We start from the raw sequence: 21,791 nt of genomic DNA on the forward strand, positions 1-21,791 counted from the left end.
GTAAATCAAATAATAAACAATTCACAACAGGAACTTGTACTATGAACAAACTCGCCGTCGTCGTGCTGTTAGGCGCCACATTTGCAGGCCAGGCTGGCCAATCTCAGGATACCCATAACTATCAATACACAGAAATCGGAGGAAAAACGCTGGCCTATGCCTGTCAGGGGCAAGGTAAAGTCACGGCATTACTGGTCTCTGGTATGGGGCTAGACGCGCATACTACCTATAAAAACACCTTGCATAATGCCAATCCAGAGGGTTACCGGTTGTGTTTTTATGACCGGGCTGGTTATGGCAAAAGCCAGTACGAGAATCCCAAGGTCAGAACTATGGTTGAACTGCGCGACGAATTGGCAGGGCTGGTTGAACACCTGAAAGTCGAGTCTCTGGTGCTGGTGCCACATTCTTTTGGCGGTTTTGTTGCCCGTGCCTATGCCAGTAAATACCCGGAAAAAGTACAAGGAATGGTGCTGATAGACATAGCTCACGAGTCCTGGTTCGACGCCATGAAAGCAAACATGTCAAAACCCGGTTGGGACACGATGGAGATGATCATCAACTGGGAGCGTGAACATAACTCGTTTGAAGACTTTGCCGAGGCATCAAGGCATACAGCGCTTTATAAAATTAAAGACGATCTGCCTGTTACTGTGTTGTCCCGTGGTATACCCCATGTGACCATAAGGCAAACTAAAATGAGTTACGCTGATATCGATGTATACACACAAACCTGGAACGACTCACAAGAGAAGCTGGCGAAGCTGAACCTAAATACCGAAGCGGTAACGATGAAATACGCCTCGCACCTGTTTGATGAAAGCGACCCCTGGATTGCTATAAAACACATAGAGGCGATGGTGAATAAAGCCAAGCTCTGAGGGCGAGGCTAACTCGCTCAGGACACTTGTGCTTGGATGTCCTGAGCGAATTGCAACATTCAGGTCGCGGCTGACAGAACTCAATGCATGGTATGTTTTTTGACCGCCCGAAAACCAAACAGATAACACAGCCCGACAAGTAACCAGACAATGCCAGCAATCAGCACTGGATCACTGATTTTTTCCGGATAACGAAAAAACAATTGAATGGGCAACACCCCCCGAACAATACAGACAGCAGATATACTATAAATACCCAGCCGCAAAAAAGGCAACCGTCGAATAAACCGAGCGGCAGATAGTGCATAGCAACCCAGTAAGATAAAAATCGCAGATACAGCCAACGTCAGTAACGGTGCCATCAGCGTGCCTGCACGAGCAGACTCCACCACAAATGGCGGTGCCATCTGGGCCGCATAGCACTGCGGACCAAAGTAAATACATGACATATGCGCAACGGCAACTAAGAAAGCGGTAAGGGTTGCGAGCAGTAATAAAACAATGCCATATCGTCGACTCATACCGGTAAGCTCCTTATTTAACCTAGACTTAGAATCAAACACACAACGAAATATTAACACATTTCTTTGCAGAAAAACGGTATAGTGAAATGAGTATTCATCTGTATCAGGCTAACAATGAAACCGATTTTCTTACCTTTAGCACTGGCCGCCACCGTTTTAAATACAGGTTGTCAGAGCACTTCAACCAAACTCTCCTCAGACTCACAGCCAACAAGTGAGCAGACTTTGAGAGTGGCCACATTTAATGTCAGTATGGAGGCGACTAATTATGATATGTCGAATCAACAGTCACTCTCTGGCAATGCGTTAACCTTTGCGTTAAAAAGTGGCGAGTATGAGCAGATAAATAATATCGCACAGATCATTCAACGCACCCGGCCCGACATTATCCTGCTAAACGAGTTCGACTATATAGAAGAACCAGAGCAAGGCATTAACTTGTTTAAACATGATTACCTTGAAGTATCCCAGAATGGCTTTGCGCCCATTGAGTATCCTTATGTGTATCTGGCACCAGTTAATACCGGTGTAACAACGCCATTTACTGGTGATAATGCTCGCCTGACTCATTATGGGTTTGGTAAGTACCCAGGCCAGTATGCCATGGTGTTACTATCTAGATATCCAATCAAACAGGAGCAGATAAGAACGTTTCAGCATTTCCTATGGAAAGATATGCCAGGGAACCTGATGCCCGCGGAGCAAGATGGCAGTAGTTGGTACTCAGCAGAAGAGGTATCCGCCATGCGCTTATCCTCGAAGTCGCACTGGGATATTCCTGTACAGATATGCAACAAACAGCTCAACGTCTTGGCCAGCCACCCTACACCACCGGTGTTTGATGGTCCGGAAGACAGAAACGGCAAGCGTAATTATGATGAGCTAAGATTGTGGAAAGACTACATTAGCGCTTCAGGTAACGACTACATTTATGACGACAAAGGACGAGCTGGTGGATTTGCAGATGAGTCATTTGTGATCTTGGGCGATTTGAATGCCAGCTCGGTTGATGGTGATGCCTACCCGGGTGCCATTGATCAGTTGCTAACCCACCCGCGCGTTAACGGCTATCCTGCACCAACTTCACAAGGTGGACAACTCAATAAACCCGACAATCCACATTCAGCTACCCATACCGCACACTGGGGAATGCGAGCAGATTACGTACTGCCCTCTGCTGATCTTGCCGTCAGCGGCAGTGGTGTATTCTGGCCAGCGAGTGACGAGGCGGGCGCAGAGCTGGTGGCAGACAGAGCATCATCATCAGATCATCGTCTGGTATGGGTAGATATTGTATTGCCTGCACTGGAGTGTGACAGCCACCTATAAAGAACAAGACATCCTTTATGGATACTTTTTGGCATCGCGTGCTTTTATGCGAACCAACTCAGTTTAAAAGTTGTGATGCCAGATTTGTGCAGGTCTTATCGCTTTATTGATCTGTATATTGCGCGCCATTACACCGCTCATAATTCACTCTCAAATTGAACACCTGGTCCGGGCGATTAGACGGATCTTTGTCAAAAAAGTTGATTTCAATAACCTGTCCCTGCTCCAACATTTCAATGAAAAGCTCTGCCTGGCACACCTTCTCCAACAAACTGGCTTTGTATATATCTTTGATAGCTTGCCTGTTTGGTCTGCGTGCTCCCTTTGCTAGCTCAGCTCCATCGGAATAGTCAATGTGCAAATGGAGGCGTTTATCATATTTACTATAATTGACTACCCTGATTTTCGGGTCACTCTCAGCTAGCACGGCATTTAGAGTCGTCAACTCGCTTTTAAAAGCACGATCTTTCGGACTTCCAATAAAAACCTCTAAGATAAAAACAAAAAAAGTATCCCTAACAGCAAATACATACCATATTTTCTGTAGTCATCATATTGTGAGCTCTCTTCGTTTAGGGGTGAATTCATCTAACTTCCCTCAATTACAGTAATTCATGATCCGATAAAAACGTATATCTTTAAAACCAAAACATCATCTTAAGCAAACCGGGCAGGAAATAAATAGCATAGTTTAAATCAAAGCTTATTGCACATATTTTGACTTCAGGCGGAGACTTCTTAATTATTTAAAAAACAGTGATTACAATGTTAGTTTTAAATACATCATCCAGCTCATTGTACCGCATAAAATAAAGAGCTCATTGCTAGATAGTGAAATTACCAGACTATATTACTTAGATGGCATCTTTTTAATTTCAGACAGCAGCCCCTTTTTCTGGTGGCAATTTAATCACTCCACACATTATGCATTGCGCTAGCGATTTAAAATATATCAGGAAAATTTGAAATACACTTTTAAATGCAACCAAGATTAAATAGACGTGAAGAGCAGCTAAAACTCACCAAGTAATTCTCACTCATCATAAGATGACCATTACTATAAAAGGTTATCATCAGAAACCTTTCACAATACATTTTTTAAGCATTATTTACGCAAGTAATATTACTGAACAACCTAGTTATTACCTGTGTATAACAAAAAAAGACAAGCCATTGTTTTTAATTGTTATTTTTCAATTTCTGTGTGTTTTGCATTTGCCAGACTTTTCATCCATTCTGTGTGGCGTCGACTAGGTGAGGCGCTCAAAAACGTAACGTCAGCTTAGTTCGTGAACTTGACATAAAAGGTATAAACAACATGAAAACACTTACAAATGATTGTGTACGCACTATCTCTGGTGGTGAGCTTCCGCCTGATATAGTACCTACATTCCCTGAAGACTATAAATAACAAGAACATATAACGAAGCGTTTAAAAAGCCTCGTTTTATGTAAATAACTGGAGTAATACCATGAGCAAAAACAAAACCTTTACACCACAAGTTATTGACGCATTAGAAGTAAAATCTGCTGTTAACGGCGGCGGCATTTTTGAGCCACCAATTTTCATCGGCCAGCCCTAATAAAGGAAATAATTACAATGAGCAAATCAAAATCATTCAGCCCAGTAACAATTGATGAATTACAACTTAAAGAAGCCGTAACCGGTGCAGGCATTGACCGCCCAGTATTTATTGGCTACCAAGATCCAATTGATGTTATTAAGTTTTAATTAAGGAAAAACAATGAAAAAAGCAAAGCAATTTACACCTAAAACAATCGAAGCACTGCAACTAAAAGACGTTACCGGTGGCGGTATCGGGATTGACCGTCCAATTTTCATCGGCTACCAAGAGCCAATCGAAAACATTAAGTTTTAACTGAGGAAAATAACAATGAAAAAAGCAAATCAATTTACACCTAAAACAATCGAAGCACTACAACTAAAAGACGTTACCGGTGGCGGTATCGGGATTGACCGTCCAATTTTCATCGGCTACCAAGAGCCAATCGAAAACATTAAGTTTTAACTGAGGATATAACAATGAAAAATTCAAAAACATTTGCACCAAAAACAATCGAAGCGCTAAACCTTAAAGAGATCTCTGGCGGATATGGTATTGAATTACCACCTGAATTCATCGGTATCCATTAATTAGCGAAATGTAGCTGGCATCGTTGGCCCAAGTTTCTTCGGCTACCACGAGCCAATCCACACTAATAAATTTTAATTGAGGATATGAGAATGAACAATCCAAAAACATTTACACCAAAAACAATTGAAGCACTTAATCTGAAAGAAATCGCAGGCGGCTATGGCACTTCACTTCCACCTGAGTTTATCGGTATCAAGTAATTAGATAGCGCTATAGATAGGTCGAAGTAGCAGTGGTATCGCTACTTCACCTCTTTTCACGAAACAATTTCGTATTATGGCAGTATAAAAGGACGGCATATGATGACTGATAACTTTATAAGTATGTTATCGACAAGCAGCTCAGTTGAAGGTCTCGAAAACACATTCTTTGACTATGTGGAAAAACAGCAATTCAAAACACAAATTGAGCACATGGTTGCGTGCAAAGATAGCACTTCTTTGGGTAAAATCGGCCGCAGGGGTATTACACTATATGAAGATGATACCTGGCTAATGCTTATTACTTTGGATGCTTTTGCAACTCAAAGTGGTGTAGCAAACACGTTTGCATCCGAGTCTTTATACTGTGTTATTTCAGATCATCATTACGCAGTGAGCGTCTATCCTGAGCTCAATGGTGTACTTGCACTACCCGATGAAAATAACCTTACCAAGACTAAAAACCTGAAAATACTTGCAAAAGATTACGCTTACGTATTTCATGGACAACAAGAAAAAGTCGTCGTTGCCCTGCACAAGAAGTCAGTCACGCGAGACGTATGCCCGCAATATGAAATTGCAACGGGCAATAAAATCGCGAGTTACTCTGGTACTCAAAATCTGGAAAGATATAAGGTCCTTGTCGGGTTTTTACCTCAATTTGGTGCAACAGGCGCCCCGTACCTGAGTGCACTCACCAAACACGGAATAAATGCCATTCGTTGGCAAGCTCTGGTGGAACTGTTCAAGGTGGACCATCAGCTGGCAAAAAGTACTTTAATTGAGTTCTTAGAAGACCCCTGCCAAATCATCAGAGCGCAAGCCAAAGCTACCCTGGCTCAGTTAACAGAATTTGAAGAGGCGTGTTAGTCATATGGAATTTTACTCACCAAAAACCGTTGCCCCTAATTCCATTGCAGGATTGATGGCGTTTATTAAAAACAATATAAAAGAAGGTCAGAGATTGTGTGACACGCCAGGCCTGGTAGACCAGTTAATGGGGCTGAGAGCGAATATTCCCGATGTATTGGATCATATTATGCAATCACTTCAGCACCCCGAAACCAATTCATACGGTAAGAACTCATTTGTACTATATAAAGATGATACCTTGATGCTACGTGCCGTTGTGTGGGAGCCAAGAACAGACAGTGACTACACTAAAGATGATGAAAATCTGTTCGCATACGGCTTATGTCATGACCACAATTTCGAGTTATTGACGCTGGGGCTAAGTGGCAGCGGCTATACAACACACATGTATGAGTATCAACATAAAGGCAGCGCCTATGAAGAAGGTGAAGAGATTGATATTCATTTCAATGGCGACTTTGTATTAGAGGAAGGGTGTGTGCTCTATATGGATAAGTCTCAGGACTTACATTCACAAAGCCCGCCTAAAGAACTGTCAATGTCACTAAACATCATTGTGGATAGCGGTAAAAAAGAACAGCCTGTTTTTGTCGATACACAATCGAAGCGTGTTATCTCATTTGGCAATGTAATTGATGGCGATCGTTATATGCAGCAACTCCAGCAAGCCCTCAGCTGATAAAACTGGATTGACCTTCTCTGAACCCTGCTCAATGCAACTATGGTCAGCGAAGGTCATTTAATACTGAGTTCCCTATAAAAAACTGAGACGATTAAAAAATGGCTTACTTTTTTAGCTAACTCACTTTTCAAAGGACAGTGAGCTGCACAATGAATCCATTCTTTTCTCTTCCATGTTTTCGTGCAAAAAGGGATCCACGCTGGCTAATTGACGTCTGGCAGTATCGCTTTTCGCGCCAATCACTTGCTCAATCCAGCTCTGATAAGACGAAACTCGGGTATAAAGCTCAGTAACGCCATATTCACCAACATCGTAAAACCAGGAATCTGTTCGTGAACTCACACCGAGTAATACTAAGCGTCCGCCTTGTTTGATATAGGCAGGTCCCCCGCTGTCACCATTACCAGAGACCCCCTCCAACGCCTCTCCTTTGCTCCCTTCATCAAATTTAAAGACAATATCGGCGTCTGTTACTTTGACGATCTTATTTTGCGCTTTTCTTAACTTCCCTTTGTTGTCCTTATAATTGACTGTTTCTCCCTGATCACCGGTACCGAAACCACCAGCTCCAATAAACCACACCACTTGACCTTGTTCGTCCTGCATATTGTAAACCTCAGCCGGTTTCACACTCGTCACTGGCTGAGATAGCCTGAGCAAAGCAATGTCGTGTTGCTTGCCTAATCGATATTCGGGGTAACTGAAACGCTGTGATACTTTAACCAGCTCATTGCCCACTTTTATTGATTGCCCCGGATTCATACAAAACACGGTATGGGCTGCTGTCAGTACCCAGTCGGGCGCTATCAAAGTGCCATGGACACCGATGTTATAAAGGGTTGCCAATGGCGGAAAGTCAGAAAGCGAAGCGTCATAGTGCTGTTCCGGTACGTCGTGTCGAATAACGATGGCGTTGGCCAACGAGGTAAACAGACCGATTGTAAGAAGGATAGAACTGCTAATTTTCACTGTATTAATCCTTATTTATAACAGTTGTCAGATATGCAGAGACTTGCGGATCAATGTAGCAAATAGCAGCTTATGTGATGTTTATTGGCTGTTTCATTTTGTAAGGATAGATTACAGTTCATTCTGTTGGCAGTTGCCCAAAGCGCTGCTCAAGTTCTGTTGCGCTGCAAAACCCCAATGTCAGAGGATAAGCGTTGTCCTGTTCATTGACATAAAACAACGCAGGAAAGCCAGAAACCCTTAAACGACGTGTTAACTCCAGATGCTGGTTGAGTTGTGTTTGTGTCTGAGCACTGCCCAGTACTTCCTGAAATTTTGGCTTATCGAGCCCGATGGAGTCTGCGCACGCTATCAGTGTGTCATCCAAAGAAGGGTTTTGTGCGAGCTGATAGTAGGCTCGCTGAATGGCTTTTGCCATGTCCATAGCACTGTTTTCCCGTATGCTTTGTGCGGCAATCACGGCTCGACAAGCCTGATAAGTCGCACGTATTGGGGTATTAAGCTGCCAGAAATCATGGTTAAATGACACCTTGGTATTACTTTCAATCTGATACCAGTACGATGAGATGGTTTCTCTCAATGCCTGCGCCATGGGTTGAATAGTATCTGGCGCCAGTCCACCCATAATCCAATTTATCTGCGCTTGTGGGTATTTTGCCAGAAACAGTTCTAACTCAGGTTGAAATCCGTAACACCAGCCACACATGGGGTCCATTACATAGATAAGTCGCATCGCTTTTTCACCATCATTGATTAGAAAATTGCTTTAAAAAGCGCCGCCACTGTTACTTCCCTTTTTTTGGTAACACATAGGGCTTATTAATAAACTGATAAAGCTCAGCAACGGTTTCTTTGGTAAATACGAAAGAACCATTCATAAAGTTATTGAGATACAACCGCTCTTCACCTTGCAAAACAAGTACTCTTCCAGCCGAACCGAGATCGACAGACAGTGTAAACTCTTTCTCTTCTTCAGGTTTTAAATAATTTGAAAGTAGCTCTTTGAAAGTATCCAGGTTAGCAGGCTCAATGACCCAGTATGGTGTGACCTGGTAGTTACCTACTATGTAGCTAGACGATCTCAGGCTAAGAGCAAATTTGCCACCTTTTCGATTATATTTTCCTACTGCCACGTTAGATACTCTGACTTCACTGTCTTGCGATTGATTATCTGATGGCTCTTCAACGATGATATTGCTGATGGATGTGCGGTTATCAGGGTGAAGTGTTGTCTGACACGCAGCTATTGAAAAAAGCATAAACAATACGGTGAACATCTTAAATTTCATAATACAACCTAAATAAAGACAAAAACGACGGTGAGTTAGTTAGCCAATACGGGCTAACTGAGTATTAGGATTGTAAGAGAAATGTTGGGCTGATGGTGTGACACAAGTCAGTTAAGCCTACCCTCATACAATCGCCCAGTATTCTACACCAAACAATTGCATTTAGGGTAAGTACTTATGTTAAATGTCTTTGGGTTTAAACCACATAATCTACCTGCTGGACAAGGCCTGCTTTTCCGTTCTCATCGAGATAAAACCCCGACTTTCGAATCGCGCCCTGTAGCTGCCCATCTGATCTAATGTTCATTGGCGTATCTGCGTTTTGTAACGCAATTGCACCTATGTTGGCATCATGAAGTGACATCAATTCATCCTGATCTTTGTTTTTAACCCAAACCTTCAGGCTGTCAAAGATACTGTCATTTTCATCAATAAAGCCGTTACCGTCGTCGTCATACTTGCCGAGGTCGGCAAACCCATTGCCACTAAGCGCACCAAACAGCTCCGTACCATCGTCGATTTGATTGTTTTGGTTGAGATCCAATGCCAGATAACCATACCCCTTCTTCAGTTGCGCAAAGGTATCTGCGTCGCCATCAGCATCTATATCAAAATCCATACGCTCGCTGTCCAATTCTACGGCACGATTGGTGAAACTGATGATCAGGGGATCTTTCATATTCACGTTTTCAATGGTGCGTTCATAACTGGTATGTGACTGCTCAAAGACAGATTTGAACGCAAAGCTGATCTGCTCCCCGCTTTCAAGCCGAATTTGCCCATCGGCTTTGAACACGTTTGACTGGCTCTCGTGTGCTAACCGCTCAACGATAACCTGTGTAGGCGCAGTTGGACTGGCATTTGCCTGCTCTCCCGCCGGCATAATCTCGGACACTTCAGCATGTGAAATATCTTTTCCCACCACAGCGTCATACCACTGAACGTCACTGCCTGAGAGTTTTTCAACCAGCAATTTCAGGATGTACATTCTGGCGCTGGTCTGCATATCCAGCTCTGTCGATGTACTGTCTACTTCCGCCACCTCCCCCTGTAAGGTCTGGCCCCCATTGCCAGACTGGATTGGGTTAACGTTCTCAGACGTTGGTGGATCCGAAATTTCAGTCCGCTTTTCATAAACATGGGCCTGACCCTCATGCTTATTACTCATGTTAACTTGTGCATTTTCAATTTTCATAGCTCCTCCGCTCCCATCCATGTAGTTTGTTATCGGCTGAGATGAACAAAGATTAAGCAAAAATTATCAACAAAGATACAGACTACACCAACGGCTGTACCTGGTGTTTTAATACGGGTAATACTTCTGCGCTTTGCGTATCGAGCATCTGCAAAACGTGCTCATACCCATAGTCTGGCTGCCAGTTCAGCTGTTGTTGCGCAGCTGAAGAGTCATAGACCCTATCCAGAGAGTCAGGCAGACTCCAGCCACGTTGTTCGAATGCTGACACAAGTTGTGGACATTTTTCAGCAATCACCTTACTGGCTTGCAAAAACAGGCGCGTTTGATCGTCACGACAAAAAGGCGTTGCGCCAGAAATAATAAAGCGCGTAAAGCCTGGCAGGCGTTTTTTGATAGTACACAGGTGTGCATTGGCAACATCCCGGGCGTCGATACCACGTGTCAGCCTGTAGATTGACATCAGATCTGCAGGCTCAGGAAAACAGCGCGACATTTGTAACACCGTTACCGGTAAAATATGCTCTGTCGAGATAGTTTGTAATGCTTGCTCTGCCAATATTTTACTTCGGTGATAAACCGACTTTGGCTGAGGTACGGTTTGCTCGGTGATCCAACCTGCGCGCCCTGAAGGTGTAGAAGCATGACCGTACAAGGCAGTCGTGCTGGTAAAAACAAAGTGCTTTACCCCAGCCCGAACTCCAGCCAGAGCAAGTTGTTTTGTCGCGTCTACATTGATGGACTGAAACATATCTTCATCAACCAGCCCTACATGAGGGGCATGCAGAGCTGCTGTATGGACAACTACATCAATGCCCTCAACGGCCTCGTTTAACAAATCGATATCACGAATGTCCCCAACAAAATCAGCCGTTGAACATGGGGTTTTATCTAGACCTACCACCTCGTATTCACGCATCAGTTTGATATAAATTGCCCGCCCAACTCTACCTGCCGAACCCGTTACCAATACCTTCACTGTCTTTTACCTTATACTCGCAACGACTGCAGCCAGTCCACCACTGTGTCAGCGCAGGCCTCAACCGACAGAGCCTCTGTAATGCTCAAATCGCAGTTGCGCCGGGCCATACTGACCGTGTCTGCATAAATTTCTTTTAAATGATCCTGATATTTTATCAGATAGTCTTGAAGCGCATTGGATGAATCCGATTGCCTGAGGACAAAGTGTCTGTTGATCACACGAGATAAACACAGCGCCAATGGCAGATCAAGCAGCACCACATAATCTATCAACGACGCGATACTGGAACGTGCTTTGCCAAATGGCTCTTCAACAAACACATATTCGGGTCTGCCTGCAAAACCTAATTCTAGTGCCTTATTCATAGCTGGCGTTTTAATTTTGGATACATCCGCCCCATCTGCGTGCCATTGCCGCAAATTCCGTGGATAGCTCCGAGTATCGACATAGTCATCAAAGAATATGCCGGGACATCCGAAACGCGCAGAAAGCACTTTTACCAGAGACGTTTTTCCACATCCTGAAGCGCCGCTAATGGCAACAACAACTGTTTTACGCATTTCAATTTCTTTGTGAGATGAATGTATGACGATCCTATGCCAATACTCGTAGAATACCAATTAATTGTTTTACAAAGGAGAATAGCCCTTTGACAGGTATTCTCCATTTACTGCTACATAAAGGCAGGCAACACCCGTTCTGCCATTAATTGCAGTGTGCTGTTTTCCCTTCGATTGGCAGTCACCACAACAACTAAGCCAAGTTCTTCGACCAAAATAATATACTGACCACCGCCCCCCTGAGCAGACACACTATAGAAACGTTTCTCTCCTGATTGAAGCTCAGCGTTCCACCAGTAATAACCATAGCCCTGTTTAGATACATCTTTACCGCCCCCAAACATGTCTTCATCCCCAGTATAGAGTTGAGGGCTTATTGCTTTTGTGATGTAATCTTGCGGGATCAACCGTTCACCCTGCCACATACCTTTGTTGCTGGCTAATGTGCCCCACTTGAGCATATCACGGGATGTCATGTTGACCCGCCAGCCTGCTTCAGGGAGGCCGTTATCAGCGGTTTGCCAACGATATTGCTCGATCCCCAGCTTATCAAGTAGCTCTTGCTTGATAAACGCTTCAGCGGATCCGGGCACCACGGCATCAATCACATGCATGATCAGCATTGGGTCATCCTGATATTTAAATGTCTGCGTTTGTGCACTGATGGGAGCACTGCGCTCCAGCAACGCTTGAGCATGTTGCTGACCTTTAAGCTGTTCAGATATTTGTTCCAATCCTTTCTTTTGCTCGTCACTCAGTCGAATACCTGAGCGCATGGTCAGGGCCAGATTGAGCGTAATTTTATCACTGCCTGTTGTCAGCTTGCTGCTATCCAGACCCTTTAAGAAACTCACCAAAGGTTTGTCCAGATCTGCCATGCTCAGATAACCCAGCTGAATGGCCCTGCCAAGTGCCATGCTGGTGTACACTTTAGTTGCGGAAGCCTGATAATGTGGCAAATTGATGCGGCCACGGGAGTAATAGGACTCAAACACCAGCTTGCCCTTGTGGGCGATAAGTAGGCTGTCAAACTGCCCATGCATGTTGTTTTCTATTTCTTTAGCCAATTTTATTAACAGTGCCCTGTTACCGCCATCTATTCCGGCCGCTCCGACAGTCAAGCCGTCGTTTTTTCGCTTTGGCGCTGTATCAATAAAGGCGCTTTTAAGCTCTGTAACATCCCGGTACCCTCCCTCTAATTCAGCCTGCGTGGCCTCTATGGGCTGAGCACACTTTGCCATTGTTAACTGACTAAAACTGCCTATAAGCAGGGTTACCACTAAGCTCGTTACTATCTTTTGTTTGATCATGTTACCTCTCCTGTTTGTATAAGCGATAACCTAGCGAAAGCAGCTCCGCTCTGCCTGACTTCCGGGTGATTTCTGGATGACTTTAAGATAGTAAGAAAATATATTAATTAAATTCAGGATATTATGGAAACAAAGGGCGCTTTACGATAACAGTATAATACTCTGCTGACTTTGTATTAATTTCACAAGCAGCGTTAACAATGTCAAAACAAAGGCGGGCAATCGAGGCGTTCTTCAATACGTTGCCGGACTAACGTTTTTTGACTAGACTCCCTGTATCATCATTCATTTTCCGCAATATGCTACGTATCACACTTTTTTGTCTGTTCATGTTTCCGCTAGCAGTGTTATCAAACAGCGACAGGTTGGTCCTTATTGCTGGAGATAACTGGTGCCCGGTGAACTGCGGAGAAAATGATAAAGATAAAGGGTTTATGATTGATGTCGCCACCGAAGCACTGGCAATCTCCGGGTATGAGGTGCGATACATTGAAATGCCTTGGCTCAGAGCCATTCATCAGGCCCGCGAAGGAAAAATACATGCTATCGTGGGCGCGTTCAAAGATGACGCGCCGGATTTTTATTTTCCAAAAATCCCAATTCTCAAACTCAGCCCAAATACACTATTCACACTGGCAGAAAACACCTGGGCATTCAACAATCAACACTCCCTCAACAAAGTGCGCCTTGGTGTTGTGCAAGGCTACGACTACGGTCACTTGCTAAATGCCTATATAAAATCTCACCGCACGTCTCCCAATAGTTACATTACACAAATATCCGGAGACAATGTTGTAAAACGCAGCCTGCTACTGCTCACCAGTAAGCGCATTGATGTCTATGTGGATGCCGATCCGGTAGTCTGGTTTCAGGCTAAGAGAATGGGGATCATTAACAAAATCAAATCCGTTGGATCCGTCAGCCCCCGGGAGAGCGCTTATATTGCCTTTTCTCCCAAACTGACGAGTAGCGAAAAGCTCTCACTGGCGCTTGACCTGGGTGTGCTCAGATTACAGCTCGATGGCCGCCTTGCGGTGATAGCCAAAAAGTATGGACTGCAGGAAATACACTATCGATAAACCCGGAACACACTCATTGTCCTGTTTTATCGCACTGCGGGTAAATACTGTGATATTCCTGCTCTTTAATACCGTTTAAGTGTTCTCCGGGCAGGCTGGTTGTTCAGCAATAGCCTGTGCCGCATGTTGAGCCAGCTCTCCTTGCAGTTCGGGCGACGCGCCGGCCACAATGCTGGTAGCTCCTGTATCTACGGATTGTCCGGTGATGATTTGCGTGAATACCAGAGAGCTTAACAGGATACCCAAGGAGTCAGCATGATTGCCGTCTGCCGCGTGTAGTGCTAGTTCTGGTCTACTGGCCAGGGCGCCGTACCAGGCCTTTGCTATGGGCGCCAGACAACTTGGCTCTGCGGCAGCGATAGACTTATGAATACCATGAACATAGCCACCTTCTACACTATTCCCTCTTTGTGGATGTTCAGGAAACAAAATAGGTGTAGCGCCCTGTGTTTTGGCCATTGCGACCCACTGCCTGGTTGCTTCTGTCGAATAAGACTTCGACATAGACTGAGAATATTTCTGACCCTGAATTATCAAATGTGTCCAGGGTGTATCAGGTTGCGTAAAGCGCTTAACGACTTCATAGTCGTTAATCAAATTGTCAGTGAAGCCAAACCCTAACACTTCAACATAAACTGTTTTATCGGGCGCCATAGTTTCAATCGTGTGCTTAAGAGTTGGGGCAAGGCCACTGGAGTGACTATTACCCACCATAGCAATTTGGTAGTGTTCGACATCGGAGTTGACTGCCAAAGGGGCTGGTTTGATGTAGTTTTTGACTAAATCAGTTGCACTTTCTCGTGCCTGGTCCTGCGCAGAGTTGTTTTGACTATCACCATTCGACGCACCACTGCCCCCACAAGCGCTAAGCAGTAGAGTGGGCAATAACGAAAGACAAAGCAATCCAGTATACTTATTCATTGTTATGCACTTTCCTTTGAATTAATGTCCTCATAATGCCCACATCCCCTGCGCCTCGTCAACGCAATATTAATCTTTAGTCATCATTTCATTAATGTTGATATCAGCTAGCTATATCATTAATCGGGTTCCTGGCCGCAAAGACGAAAAAGGCAGTATCTGTCGACACTGCCATCATTGCGGGTACCAGGCGATTCGGATACGCCTGGTAAATGTCACGCTTTGAAACACACTAGAATTGGTAATTAACGGTAAAGGAGGTTGTCCGCCCATTAATGGCCCGAGCTCTGATGATACCAGATTCAGGAATGCTGCCTTCCTCCGCTTCGGTGATCCCGACCGCATTAAACAGGTTGTTCACGTTCAACGATAATGACAAGTCATCCGTCAGATCATAACTGGCAAATGCATTAACTTGTGTGTACCCGTCAAATTTGAGGTCATTATTATCCTGTGCATAGGCATCGCCGGACCCTATCAGACTCAGACCAACGGCTCCCTGAGTCAGGTTGTAACGCGCCATTAAAGAGTAAATAAAATCAGCCTGTCGCCGTGGCGTGTTGCCCACCACTTCAGGCGCCAGAGCATCTTTCGCTATTTCTGCATCCGTCCAGGTCAGACTGCCTCTGAAGTCGAACGAACCAATAAAGTAGACCCCTTCGAGTTCAATACCATACGCCTCGTATTCTCTGTCAAAGAAGCGTTGACTGGTTGCTTCAAAATTTTGCTCTTCGGTCTGAGCATAAAACGCAGTTGCAAACACACTGCCGTTTTCCAATCGTTGCTTGAGGCCAAACTCCAGTTGAGTTACTTCATCTATTGCATCCTCTTTTGCCACGCTTCCGTCCGGGTTAACTTTACCGAATAAAAGCCTGTCAGCATTAGCTCGGGCACCTTCACTAAAACGTCCAAACATTGCCAGAGTTGGGCTCAGTAGGTAATTGGCGCCGACTGAATAACTCGTATAGTGCCAGTCATAGTCCACCAGCGAAGAGTTAGCCAGATCAATACCTGCAACCGCCTCTTCTGGTTTAGAGATCACTCCATCAAAGTTGATATCACGCTGCGACACAACAGCTCCGGCATACGTCCCTGTCGCTTCCCCTGAGTCATAACGTACGCTGGCATCCAGCGTCAGGTCGCCAAGCACAGAAGAGAGCGCCAGATAAGGTGCACGCGTCGAGTATTCAGTGTCATAGTTTCGCTGACAGCAGTTCCCCCAGGCAGGTGTGCCGTAGGCGTATAATCCCTGCTCGGAAAAGGCTGTCCCCTCTGCTGAATACACATCCACCAATGCCGCGTTATTGCCCTTTATTTCCATCAGATAGGAGTTCCAAAGCCATGACATTTCAATGCTTTGCTCTGATGCAAAATAGCCCAGGGTTACTGATGTATCACCCAATTGTTTCGTGAGCTTAATGTCATTCACCAGTGAGCCAAAGTCTTGCATCTCAACATCAAATGTATGAATTCGCATCAGGTTGTCGTCTTCAAACACAGTCCCCGCATGTGCACCGTTGGCATACTTTAAAGTCGAACCTTCACCTGCAATGCTCTGAGCAATGGATTGCGCATTCCCCACTTCAGCAGGAAATGGAGAATTAAAGGTGCCTTTAACCTGAGCTATGCGAAAACGATTCTCGATTTTCCAGTCATTGTCGAGATCAAAGCTGGCCTCAACGCCAACACTGTCGACCTGCGGATGCATGCCATCACGCATATCGCCACGACGAATATCATTATCGGCACCCAGCCCCTGAGTTTGTATAAACAAAGCAGAATGTGGTGTATCTGACAGGGCATCAAACCCGGCGATTGAATCTCCATTGGCATACATTGGCATGGGCAGGTAAGCGGTACTGCGGTCATCCAGGTGTTTCAAATAGACTCGGATATAACCGGACTCAAACTCTTTAGTCAGATTGGCTTTTATTTGACCACCTTTATTTCCTGTATATCCGGTATCTCTCGGCCCCTCTCCCTGACGTACAAAGCCACCGACATGAAACCGTACGCTGTCTGACAAGTAAGTGCCAAATTCAAAATCAGTTCTGAATTCGTCATAATCCAGACCAAAGGTGGTCGCTATGCTGCCCGATTCACTTTCACCCGTTTTAGAAATGAAATTGATAATTCCACCGGGTGCGTTACTGGCTGCAGTAGATGCAGAGCCACCACGGATGGACTCTATAGATTGCACAGTATTGTCGAGGCGCATAAAGATATCGGCATTACCAAACGCGATATCGCCAAATTGTAGTACTGGCAAACCATCTTCCTGCAATTGCAGGAATTTTGCGCCTCCGGCAGCGACTGGTAGCCCACGTACCGCAATATTTGCATTCCCCTCGCCCCCTGTTGACTCAGACCTTACGCCTGGTAATAAGCGAAACGCCTCCGCCGTGGTTCTGGGCGTTGCAACGCTTACCTGCTCAGCAGAGATACTGCTTACCGACACACTCGATGCCATCACAGTACGTCTTTGCGGTACGCCAGTCACAATGATTTTTTCCAGCTCATTTTGCGCCTGTGTATTTGCTTGTGTCTTTTTCTCTTCAGCCAACGCCGTGGTGCTGAGAGCCAGAGTCAGTGCACTGAGTGCAAACCAACTGGGGGTGTATGTTGTCATAATGTGCCTCTTTGTTGTCAATTATAGATGCTGGCACCACATTCAGTGGATCCACTCACTTAATCGATTAAGTAAATTAGCAAATATCGGTCTCTTTGCAATCATAAATTGCCGTTATTTGATTTTTATTTAAATAACCTATTGATCTAAAATATGAAATAGTTAGCTAGCATGCTGTCATAAGCCGGGCTTGCGCCGGGTCTTTCCAGAAATTGTAAGCCATAGCCAGCATCAGCAAGGCTGCAAAACCCATTGCTAACGCAAAACCATAACGGATGTGACCGAAATAATCGCTGACCATACCCATCAAAAGTGGTGCAAGCGCCGCTGAGAGCGCAGTAAAAAATAAAATCACACCAGCGACTGAACCATGTTGGTGTTTGTTAAAGCAGGAGATCCCTTTCGAATTTAAGGTTGGGTAAATCATCGACATAAACAGTCCACTGAGCGGTAATGCAACTATCGCGGCATTGACGCCAAACACAAAAGTCACCAGGTAGCACAGAAAAATGGCGGTGCTCAGCGCAAACATCACGCTCTGCCAGCTAAACAGGTTTAACAGCCAGACCGCCATAAAGCGTCCCACCGCCCGCAAAATAAAAAAGATGGTCAGTGCGTAGGTTGCCAGCAGGCTCCAGCTCCCTTCGTAGGTTTTGAGCAAAGTCGGCATCCAGACATAAATGGCCACTTCTGTTGCGACATACAGCGCAATGGCGGCCGAAAAACCCAGTGCATGTTTGTCTTTAAGCATCAGCAGAGTCTGCCTGAATCCACTGCCTTGGTTAACCTGCTTAGCGGGCCGTTCAGGAAACTTCACAGCGAACGTGATTAAACACAAAACGCTGCATAACCCTCCTGCCAGAATATAGAGGTAAACCCAGCTGACACCCGACGCCAGCATATAACTTACCGCTGCCGGGCCCACGATGGCGCCGACGGCAAAGAAGCCTTCAACCATATTCATGGTCCGGGTGTGCGCCTGACTGGTTGGCGTCAGTGAGCCTAACAAAGCCAGTGCAGCGGTTTTAAACAGGCCGATTGCCAGGCCAATCACACTCAGTAAGCACACAAAGGTGATAAACGTTTTGCCCATTGCAAAGCCAAAACAGGCGCCGGCAAAAAGTACAAAGCCAATGATGATAGTCGGCTTGTGACCTATTTTATCGGCCATAAAGCCCAGTAACAGACCACTGGCGGCAATCCAGATCATTGGCGCGTAATGAAACGCGCTCGCCTGCGTCATGGTTAATTGATAATCCCGGATCAGCTCAGGAATGATCACGCCCACGGCATCCGATGTCATGGCAAACATAAAGAACATCATGTATGTCAGCCAGCGCAATGCGCCTAAGTTGCTGCTTGTCATAGTTATTACCTCTCAGGTATTGCGGCAAAGCCCGGTTAAGTTTAAAACTCAATCGCACCCTTGTGCCAATTTTCCTGTAAATAGTGCTTGAATATCTCGTCGTGCTGATTAAAGATATAACTTAATCGATTAAGTTTCAACAATGAGAATTGAACTGAACCATGAAAAACCAAGTGCAACTGATAACCTACGCCGATCGCTTAAGCGGTGCAGGCCTGACTGAACTCACTCAGCTGTTGGACGGTCCGTTAGCTGGATTGTTCGGCGGTGTCCATATCCTGCCGTTTTATTACCCGATTGACGGTAGTGATGCCGGGTTCGATCCGATAGACCACAGTGAGGTTGATGAAAGACTGGGCAACTGGGCAAGTGTGAAGGCACTTGGGGAGCGCTTTGAGGTGATGGCCGATTTAATCGTCAATCACGCTTCGGCTCAATCGCCAGAATTTCAGGATGTACTCAAACACGGTGAACAGTCGCCCTACTGGCCTTTGTTTTTAAAGGAACGCGATATTTTTCCCGATGGAATAAATGACGAGCAAGCCAAGACAATATTCAGACCTCGACCAACCAGCTGTTTTACCGCCAAAAAGCTCGATAATGGTGACACGGTCAACTTCTGGACCACCTTCACGGATAACCAAGTTGATATCAATGTTGAAACACCTCAGGGCAAAGCGTATCTGGACAAAATTCTCACTTTGTTTGCGCAAAACAATGTAAAGATTATTCGCCTTGACGCGGCCGGGTATGCCATAAAACGCGCAGGAACAAGTTGTTTTATGACCCCTGAATCATTCGAGTTTATCAACCAACTGTCGCGTCAGGCCAATGCGCTCGGTATGGAAACCATTGCGGAGATCCACAGCCATTATCAGACTCAAATTGACGTGGCATCGAAAGTAGATCGCGTATACGACTTTGCTTTGCCTCCGTTAATCTTACACACTTTGTTCAACAATAATGCCGATGCCCTGCTGTGTTGGTTGCAACAATCGCCTCGCAATTGCCTGACAGTACTCGATACTCATGACGGTATCGGCATTGTGGACGCGGGCCCGGACGGAAACAAACCCGGTCTGCTCAATGCACAGCAAATCGACACTCTGGTAGAAACCATTCATATAAATAGCCAAGGTGAGAGCAAGCAGGCAACCGGTGCCGCCGCAAGCAACGTTGATTTGTACCAGGTCAATTGTACCTACTATGATGCGCTTGGGCGCACTGATCTTGACTACCTGATAGCCCGGGCCATTCAGTTCTTTTCTCCCGGCGTTCCGCAAGTTTATTATGGTGGCCTGCTGGCGCTTCACAATGATATGGATCTGCTTGAAAGTACAAACGTTGGTAGAGATATCAATCGTAGCTATCTTAATGAGCAACAAGTTAAAGATGCGTTATCCAAACCCGTAGTCAACGGACTGTGCAAGCTGATTGAATTACGAAATCAAAGCAGTGCATTCGACGGAGAATTTGTTTTGTCAGGAGCACAAGATACATTCTCTTTGCAGTGGCGCAATCAGCAAGTCAGTGCCAAATTAGAGATCAACCTGACAACAAGAGCAGCGTCCGTAATGCTCGAAGAGCCTGGGCAAATAAAGCGCGTCAACCTGGCTGAGTTACTGTAGGAACTGAATTAGCCGATGTCGGGGCCGTCAGATTGACTGCCCTGCTCTGAGTTCAAAAGGCAGGCATACTTGCTGTTTCTCTTTGCCAATAAACAAAGTAGCAGCTTGTTCACCTTTATTCTCACTGTTTTGATGTATCGTCGTAATAGCAGGTTGAAACAACTGGGCCTCGTCAATTCCGTCAAACCCAACTATTTTAAGCTCTTGCGGGACTCGGATCCCCTGAGAGAATGCCTCACGCGCTGCAGCCAGTGCAATTAAATCACTCATACACAGTAAAACATTGGGCCTTGGCTGAACGGCAAGTGCTTCTTTGGCGGCAATTCGCGCATAGCGCTCGCTACTTTCCGGAATATTCCAGATCCTGTCGTCAGACAGTCCAACCTGATGGTCTTGCAGCGCCTGTCGGTAACCTGCCAATCTTTGGTGTGCAATTGAGGTGTTTAGTTGAGGCAAATGACGATCATACACCCGACATATCAACTCGGTATCAAGTAACCTCAGTCCGAGGATGGCGATATCAGCTTGTTTTGATGGTGCCTCGAACCGGGTCAGGGCTGCTTCAGCCACATCATAGGCTGCCTGGCGATTATTGATATTCACACTGGCCTGTCCCTCAAGTTCAAAATCGACGGTAACGACCTGTTTGGTCACCGTTGCTAATTGTTCTATCAACTTTGGATTACGTGGCCGTCCATAACAAATAAAGCCATCGACAAAATCCAGGACATTGTTAACACTGTCAGTGTTGCCCGAAAATAGCAGTAGATTAATTCCCTGTGGCTCCAGTACTTTAGCCACACCTCGCATAAAGCTACTGGCTACGGGATCGGACACCATGTATTCCACACTATCCGGTAAAACCAGTGCAACAATGTTAAACGTGCCCTTTCTCAAAGATCGGGCGGCTTTATTTGGACCGAAATAACCCAATGCCTTGCAAGCAGCCAGGATCTCCTCGCGCTTTTTAGCGGACAGTTGATCGGGGCGGTTAAAGGCATTGGATACCGTTGCATTCGACACACCAAGATGCGCTGCAATGCTTTTAAGTGTCCATTTTTTTTCTGTCATGGTTCGATTTAGTATCTAATTAGTAGGTTACGCACCAGGCTTTTCTGCGTCGCATGCTATGGTCATTTGAACGGCGGACGATTTGATCCTGTGGCTATTGAGCAGCCTCATCAACCCAGCCACAAGCATAATAAAAGAAATGACTCC

Annotated in this window: 21 protein-coding genes; 9 read left to right on the forward strand and 12 right to left on the reverse strand. The window is 45.4% G+C overall.

What is annotated here, in order from left to right; translation table 11 throughout:
• Positions 1-41: 41 nt before the first annotated feature.
• The gene (locus NH568_RS05660) at positions 42-881 is read left to right on the forward strand and encodes an alpha/beta hydrolase (protein WP_253045419.1); all 840 of its coding nucleotides are present in this window, start codon (positions 42-44) and stop codon (positions 879-881) included.
• 80 nt (positions 882-961) lie between these two features.
• Here NH568_RS05660 and NH568_RS05665 read toward each other — a convergent pair whose 3' ends face one another.
• Entirely contained in the window at positions 962-1,402 is a 441-nt protein-coding gene (locus NH568_RS05665; protein WP_253045422.1) for a hypothetical protein, read from the reverse strand.
• Between the two features lie 117 nt (positions 1,403-1,519).
• On the opposite strand from NH568_RS05665, the gene NH568_RS05670 reads away from it, so the two are divergent.
• From NH568_RS05670 to NH568_RS05680, 6 genes are all read left to right on the forward strand, one after another.
• Entirely contained in the window at positions 1,520-2,734 is a 1,215-nt protein-coding gene (locus NH568_RS05670; protein ID WP_253045425.1) for an endonuclease/exonuclease/phosphatase family protein, read from the forward strand.
• A 1,600-nt stretch (positions 2,735-4,334) separates the two neighbouring features.
• Positions 4,335-4,466: a hypothetical protein gene (locus NH568_RS23945; RefSeq protein ID WP_283235353.1), complete on the forward strand. Its 132-nt coding sequence runs from the start codon at positions 4,335-4,337 to the stop codon at positions 4,464-4,466.
• A 13-nt stretch (positions 4,467-4,479) separates the two neighbouring features.
• The gene (locus NH568_RS23950) at positions 4,480-4,614 is read left to right on the forward strand and encodes a hypothetical protein (RefSeq protein WP_290444130.1); all 135 of its coding nucleotides are present in this window, start codon (positions 4,480-4,482) and stop codon (positions 4,612-4,614) included.
• 15 nt (positions 4,615-4,629) lie between these two features.
• Positions 4,630-4,764, forward strand: coding sequence for a hypothetical protein (locus NH568_RS23955; protein WP_290444131.1), 135 nt, complete (start codon positions 4,630-4,632; stop codon positions 4,762-4,764).
• A gap of 425 nt (positions 4,765-5,189) precedes the next feature.
• Positions 5,190-5,960: a hypothetical protein gene (locus tag NH568_RS05675; protein WP_253045427.1), complete on the forward strand. Its 771-nt coding sequence runs from the start codon at positions 5,190-5,192 to the stop codon at positions 5,958-5,960.
• 4 nt (positions 5,961-5,964) lie between these two features.
• Positions 5,965-6,642 carry a hypothetical protein gene (locus tag NH568_RS05680; protein ID WP_253045429.1) on the forward strand — a complete coding sequence of 226 codons (678 nt, stop codon included), beginning with the start codon at positions 5,965-5,967 and terminating at the stop codon, positions 6,640-6,642.
• Between the two features lie 123 nt (positions 6,643-6,765).
• Here NH568_RS05680 and NH568_RS05685 read toward each other — a convergent pair whose 3' ends face one another.
• The 7 genes from NH568_RS05685 to NH568_RS05715 form a co-directional block, all read right to left on the reverse strand.
• Positions 6,766-7,614, reverse strand: coding sequence for a trypsin-like serine protease (locus NH568_RS05685; protein ID WP_253045431.1), 849 nt, complete (start codon positions 7,612-7,614; stop codon positions 6,766-6,768).
• 118 nt (positions 7,615-7,732) lie between these two features.
• Positions 7,733-8,347, reverse strand: a complete 615-nt coding sequence (locus tag NH568_RS05690; protein ID WP_253045435.1) for a DsbA family protein — start codon at positions 8,345-8,347, stop codon at positions 7,733-7,735.
• A gap of 52 nt (positions 8,348-8,399) precedes the next feature.
• Entirely contained in the window at positions 8,400-8,903 is a 504-nt protein-coding gene (locus NH568_RS05695; protein WP_253045437.1) for a hypothetical protein, read from the reverse strand.
• 196 nt (positions 8,904-9,099) lie between these two features.
• The gene (locus NH568_RS05700; RefSeq protein WP_253045440.1) at positions 9,100-10,098 is read right to left on the reverse strand and encodes a hypothetical protein; all 999 of its coding nucleotides are present in this window, start codon (positions 10,096-10,098) and stop codon (positions 9,100-9,102) included.
• An 82-nt stretch (positions 10,099-10,180) separates the two neighbouring features.
• A complete protein-coding gene (locus NH568_RS05705) occupies positions 10,181-11,077 on the reverse strand; it encodes an NAD(P)-dependent oxidoreductase (RefSeq protein WP_253045442.1) in 897 nt (298 codons plus the stop codon).
• Between the two features lie 11 nt (positions 11,078-11,088).
• Positions 11,089-11,640 (reverse strand): hypothetical protein, encoded by a 552-nt coding sequence (locus NH568_RS05710; RefSeq protein WP_253045447.1) that lies wholly within the window; start codon positions 11,638-11,640, stop codon positions 11,089-11,091.
• A 113-nt stretch (positions 11,641-11,753) separates the two neighbouring features.
• Entirely contained in the window at positions 11,754-12,950 is a 1,197-nt protein-coding gene (locus NH568_RS05715; protein WP_253045450.1) for a serine hydrolase, read from the reverse strand.
• A 329-nt stretch (positions 12,951-13,279) separates the two neighbouring features.
• On the opposite strand from NH568_RS05715, the gene NH568_RS05720 reads away from it, so the two are divergent.
• The gene (locus tag NH568_RS05720; RefSeq protein ID WP_290444132.1) at positions 13,280-14,029 is read left to right on the forward strand and encodes a transporter substrate-binding domain-containing protein; all 750 of its coding nucleotides are present in this window, start codon (positions 13,280-13,282) and stop codon (positions 14,027-14,029) included.
• Positions 14,030-14,104: 75 nt separating this feature from the next.
• On the opposite strand, the gene NH568_RS05725 is transcribed toward NH568_RS05720, so the two are convergent.
• The 3 genes from NH568_RS05725 to NH568_RS05735 form a co-directional block, all read right to left on the reverse strand.
• Positions 14,105-14,950, reverse strand: a complete 846-nt coding sequence (locus NH568_RS05725) for a hypothetical protein (protein WP_253045459.1) — start codon at positions 14,948-14,950, stop codon at positions 14,105-14,107.
• 232 nt (positions 14,951-15,182) lie between these two features.
• Positions 15,183-17,579: a TonB-dependent receptor gene (locus NH568_RS05730; protein ID WP_253045463.1), complete on the reverse strand. Its 2,397-nt coding sequence runs from the start codon at positions 17,577-17,579 to the stop codon at positions 15,183-15,185.
• 166 nt (positions 17,580-17,745) lie between these two features.
• Positions 17,746-18,945 carry an MFS transporter gene (locus NH568_RS05735; protein ID WP_253045468.1) on the reverse strand — a complete coding sequence of 400 codons (1,200 nt, stop codon included), beginning with the start codon at positions 18,943-18,945 and terminating at the stop codon, positions 17,746-17,748.
• A gap of 161 nt (positions 18,946-19,106) precedes the next feature.
• On the opposite strand from NH568_RS05735, the gene gtfA reads away from it, so the two are divergent.
• Positions 19,107-20,573: a sucrose phosphorylase gene (gtfA, locus tag NH568_RS05740; protein WP_253045482.1), complete on the forward strand. Its 1,467-nt coding sequence runs from the start codon at positions 19,107-19,109 to the stop codon at positions 20,571-20,573.
• 27 nt (positions 20,574-20,600) lie between these two features.
• Here gtfA and NH568_RS05745 read toward each other — a convergent pair whose 3' ends face one another.
• Positions 20,601-21,644 carry a LacI family DNA-binding transcriptional regulator gene (locus NH568_RS05745; RefSeq protein WP_253045485.1) on the reverse strand — a complete coding sequence of 348 codons (1,044 nt, stop codon included), beginning with the start codon at positions 21,642-21,644 and terminating at the stop codon, positions 20,601-20,603.
• Positions 21,645-21,791: the final 147 nt, after the last annotated feature.

It is taken from the genome of Pseudoalteromonas sp. XMcav2-N (assembly GCF_024124545.1).
Classification (GTDB): domain Bacteria; phylum Pseudomonadota; class Gammaproteobacteria; order Enterobacterales; family Alteromonadaceae; genus Pseudoalteromonas.

Coding starts and splice junctions, on each gene's coding strand:
- NH568_RS05660 (WP_253045419.1), top strand. CDS start 42: ATGAACAAACTCGCCGTCGTCGTGCTGTTAGGCGCCACATTTGCAGGC.
- NH568_RS05665 (WP_253045422.1), bottom strand. CDS start 1,402: ATGAGTCGACGATATGGCATTGTTTTATTACTGCTCGCAACCCTTACC.
- NH568_RS05670 (WP_253045425.1), top strand. CDS start 1,520: ATGAAACCGATTTTCTTACCTTTAGCACTGGCCGCCACCGTTTTAAAT.
- NH568_RS23945 (WP_283235353.1), top strand. CDS start 4,335: ATGAGCAAATCAAAATCATTCAGCCCAGTAACAATTGATGAATTACAA.
- NH568_RS23950 (WP_290444130.1), top strand. CDS start 4,480: ATGAAAAAAGCAAAGCAATTTACACCTAAAACAATCGAAGCACTGCAA.
- NH568_RS23955 (WP_290444131.1), top strand. CDS start 4,630: ATGAAAAAAGCAAATCAATTTACACCTAAAACAATCGAAGCACTACAA.
- NH568_RS05675 (WP_253045427.1), top strand. CDS start 5,190: ATGATGACTGATAACTTTATAAGTATGTTATCGACAAGCAGCTCAGTT.
- NH568_RS05680 (WP_253045429.1), top strand. CDS start 5,965: ATGGAATTTTACTCACCAAAAACCGTTGCCCCTAATTCCATTGCAGGA.
- NH568_RS05690 (WP_253045435.1), bottom strand. CDS start 8,347: ATGCGACTTATCTATGTAATGGACCCCATGTGTGGCTGGTGTTACGGA.
- NH568_RS05695 (WP_253045437.1), bottom strand. CDS start 8,903: ATGAAATTTAAGATGTTCACCGTATTGTTTATGCTTTTTTCAATAGCT.
- NH568_RS05700 (WP_253045440.1), bottom strand. CDS start 10,098: ATGAAAATTGAAAATGCACAAGTTAACATGAGTAATAAGCATGAGGGT.
- NH568_RS05710 (WP_253045447.1), bottom strand. CDS start 11,640: ATGCGTAAAACAGTTGTTGTTGCCATTAGCGGCGCTTCAGGATGTGGA.
- NH568_RS05715 (WP_253045450.1), bottom strand. CDS start 12,950: ATGATCAAACAAAAGATAGTAACGAGCTTAGTGGTAACCCTGCTTATA.
- NH568_RS05720 (WP_290444132.1), top strand. CDS start 13,280: ATGTTTCCGCTAGCAGTGTTATCAAACAGCGACAGGTTGGTCCTTATT.
- NH568_RS05725 (WP_253045459.1), bottom strand. CDS start 14,950: ATGAATAAGTATACTGGATTGCTTTGTCTTTCGTTATTGCCCACTCTA.
- NH568_RS05730 (WP_253045463.1), bottom strand. CDS start 17,579: ATGACAACATACACCCCCAGTTGGTTTGCACTCAGTGCACTGACTCTG.
- NH568_RS05735 (WP_253045468.1), bottom strand. CDS start 18,945: ATGACAAGCAGCAACTTAGGCGCATTGCGCTGGCTGACATACATGATG.
- gtfA (WP_253045482.1), top strand. CDS start 19,107: ATGAAAAACCAAGTGCAACTGATAACCTACGCCGATCGCTTAAGCGGT.
- NH568_RS05745 (WP_253045485.1), bottom strand. CDS start 21,644: ATGACAGAAAAAAAATGGACACTTAAAAGCATTGCAGCGCATCTTGGT.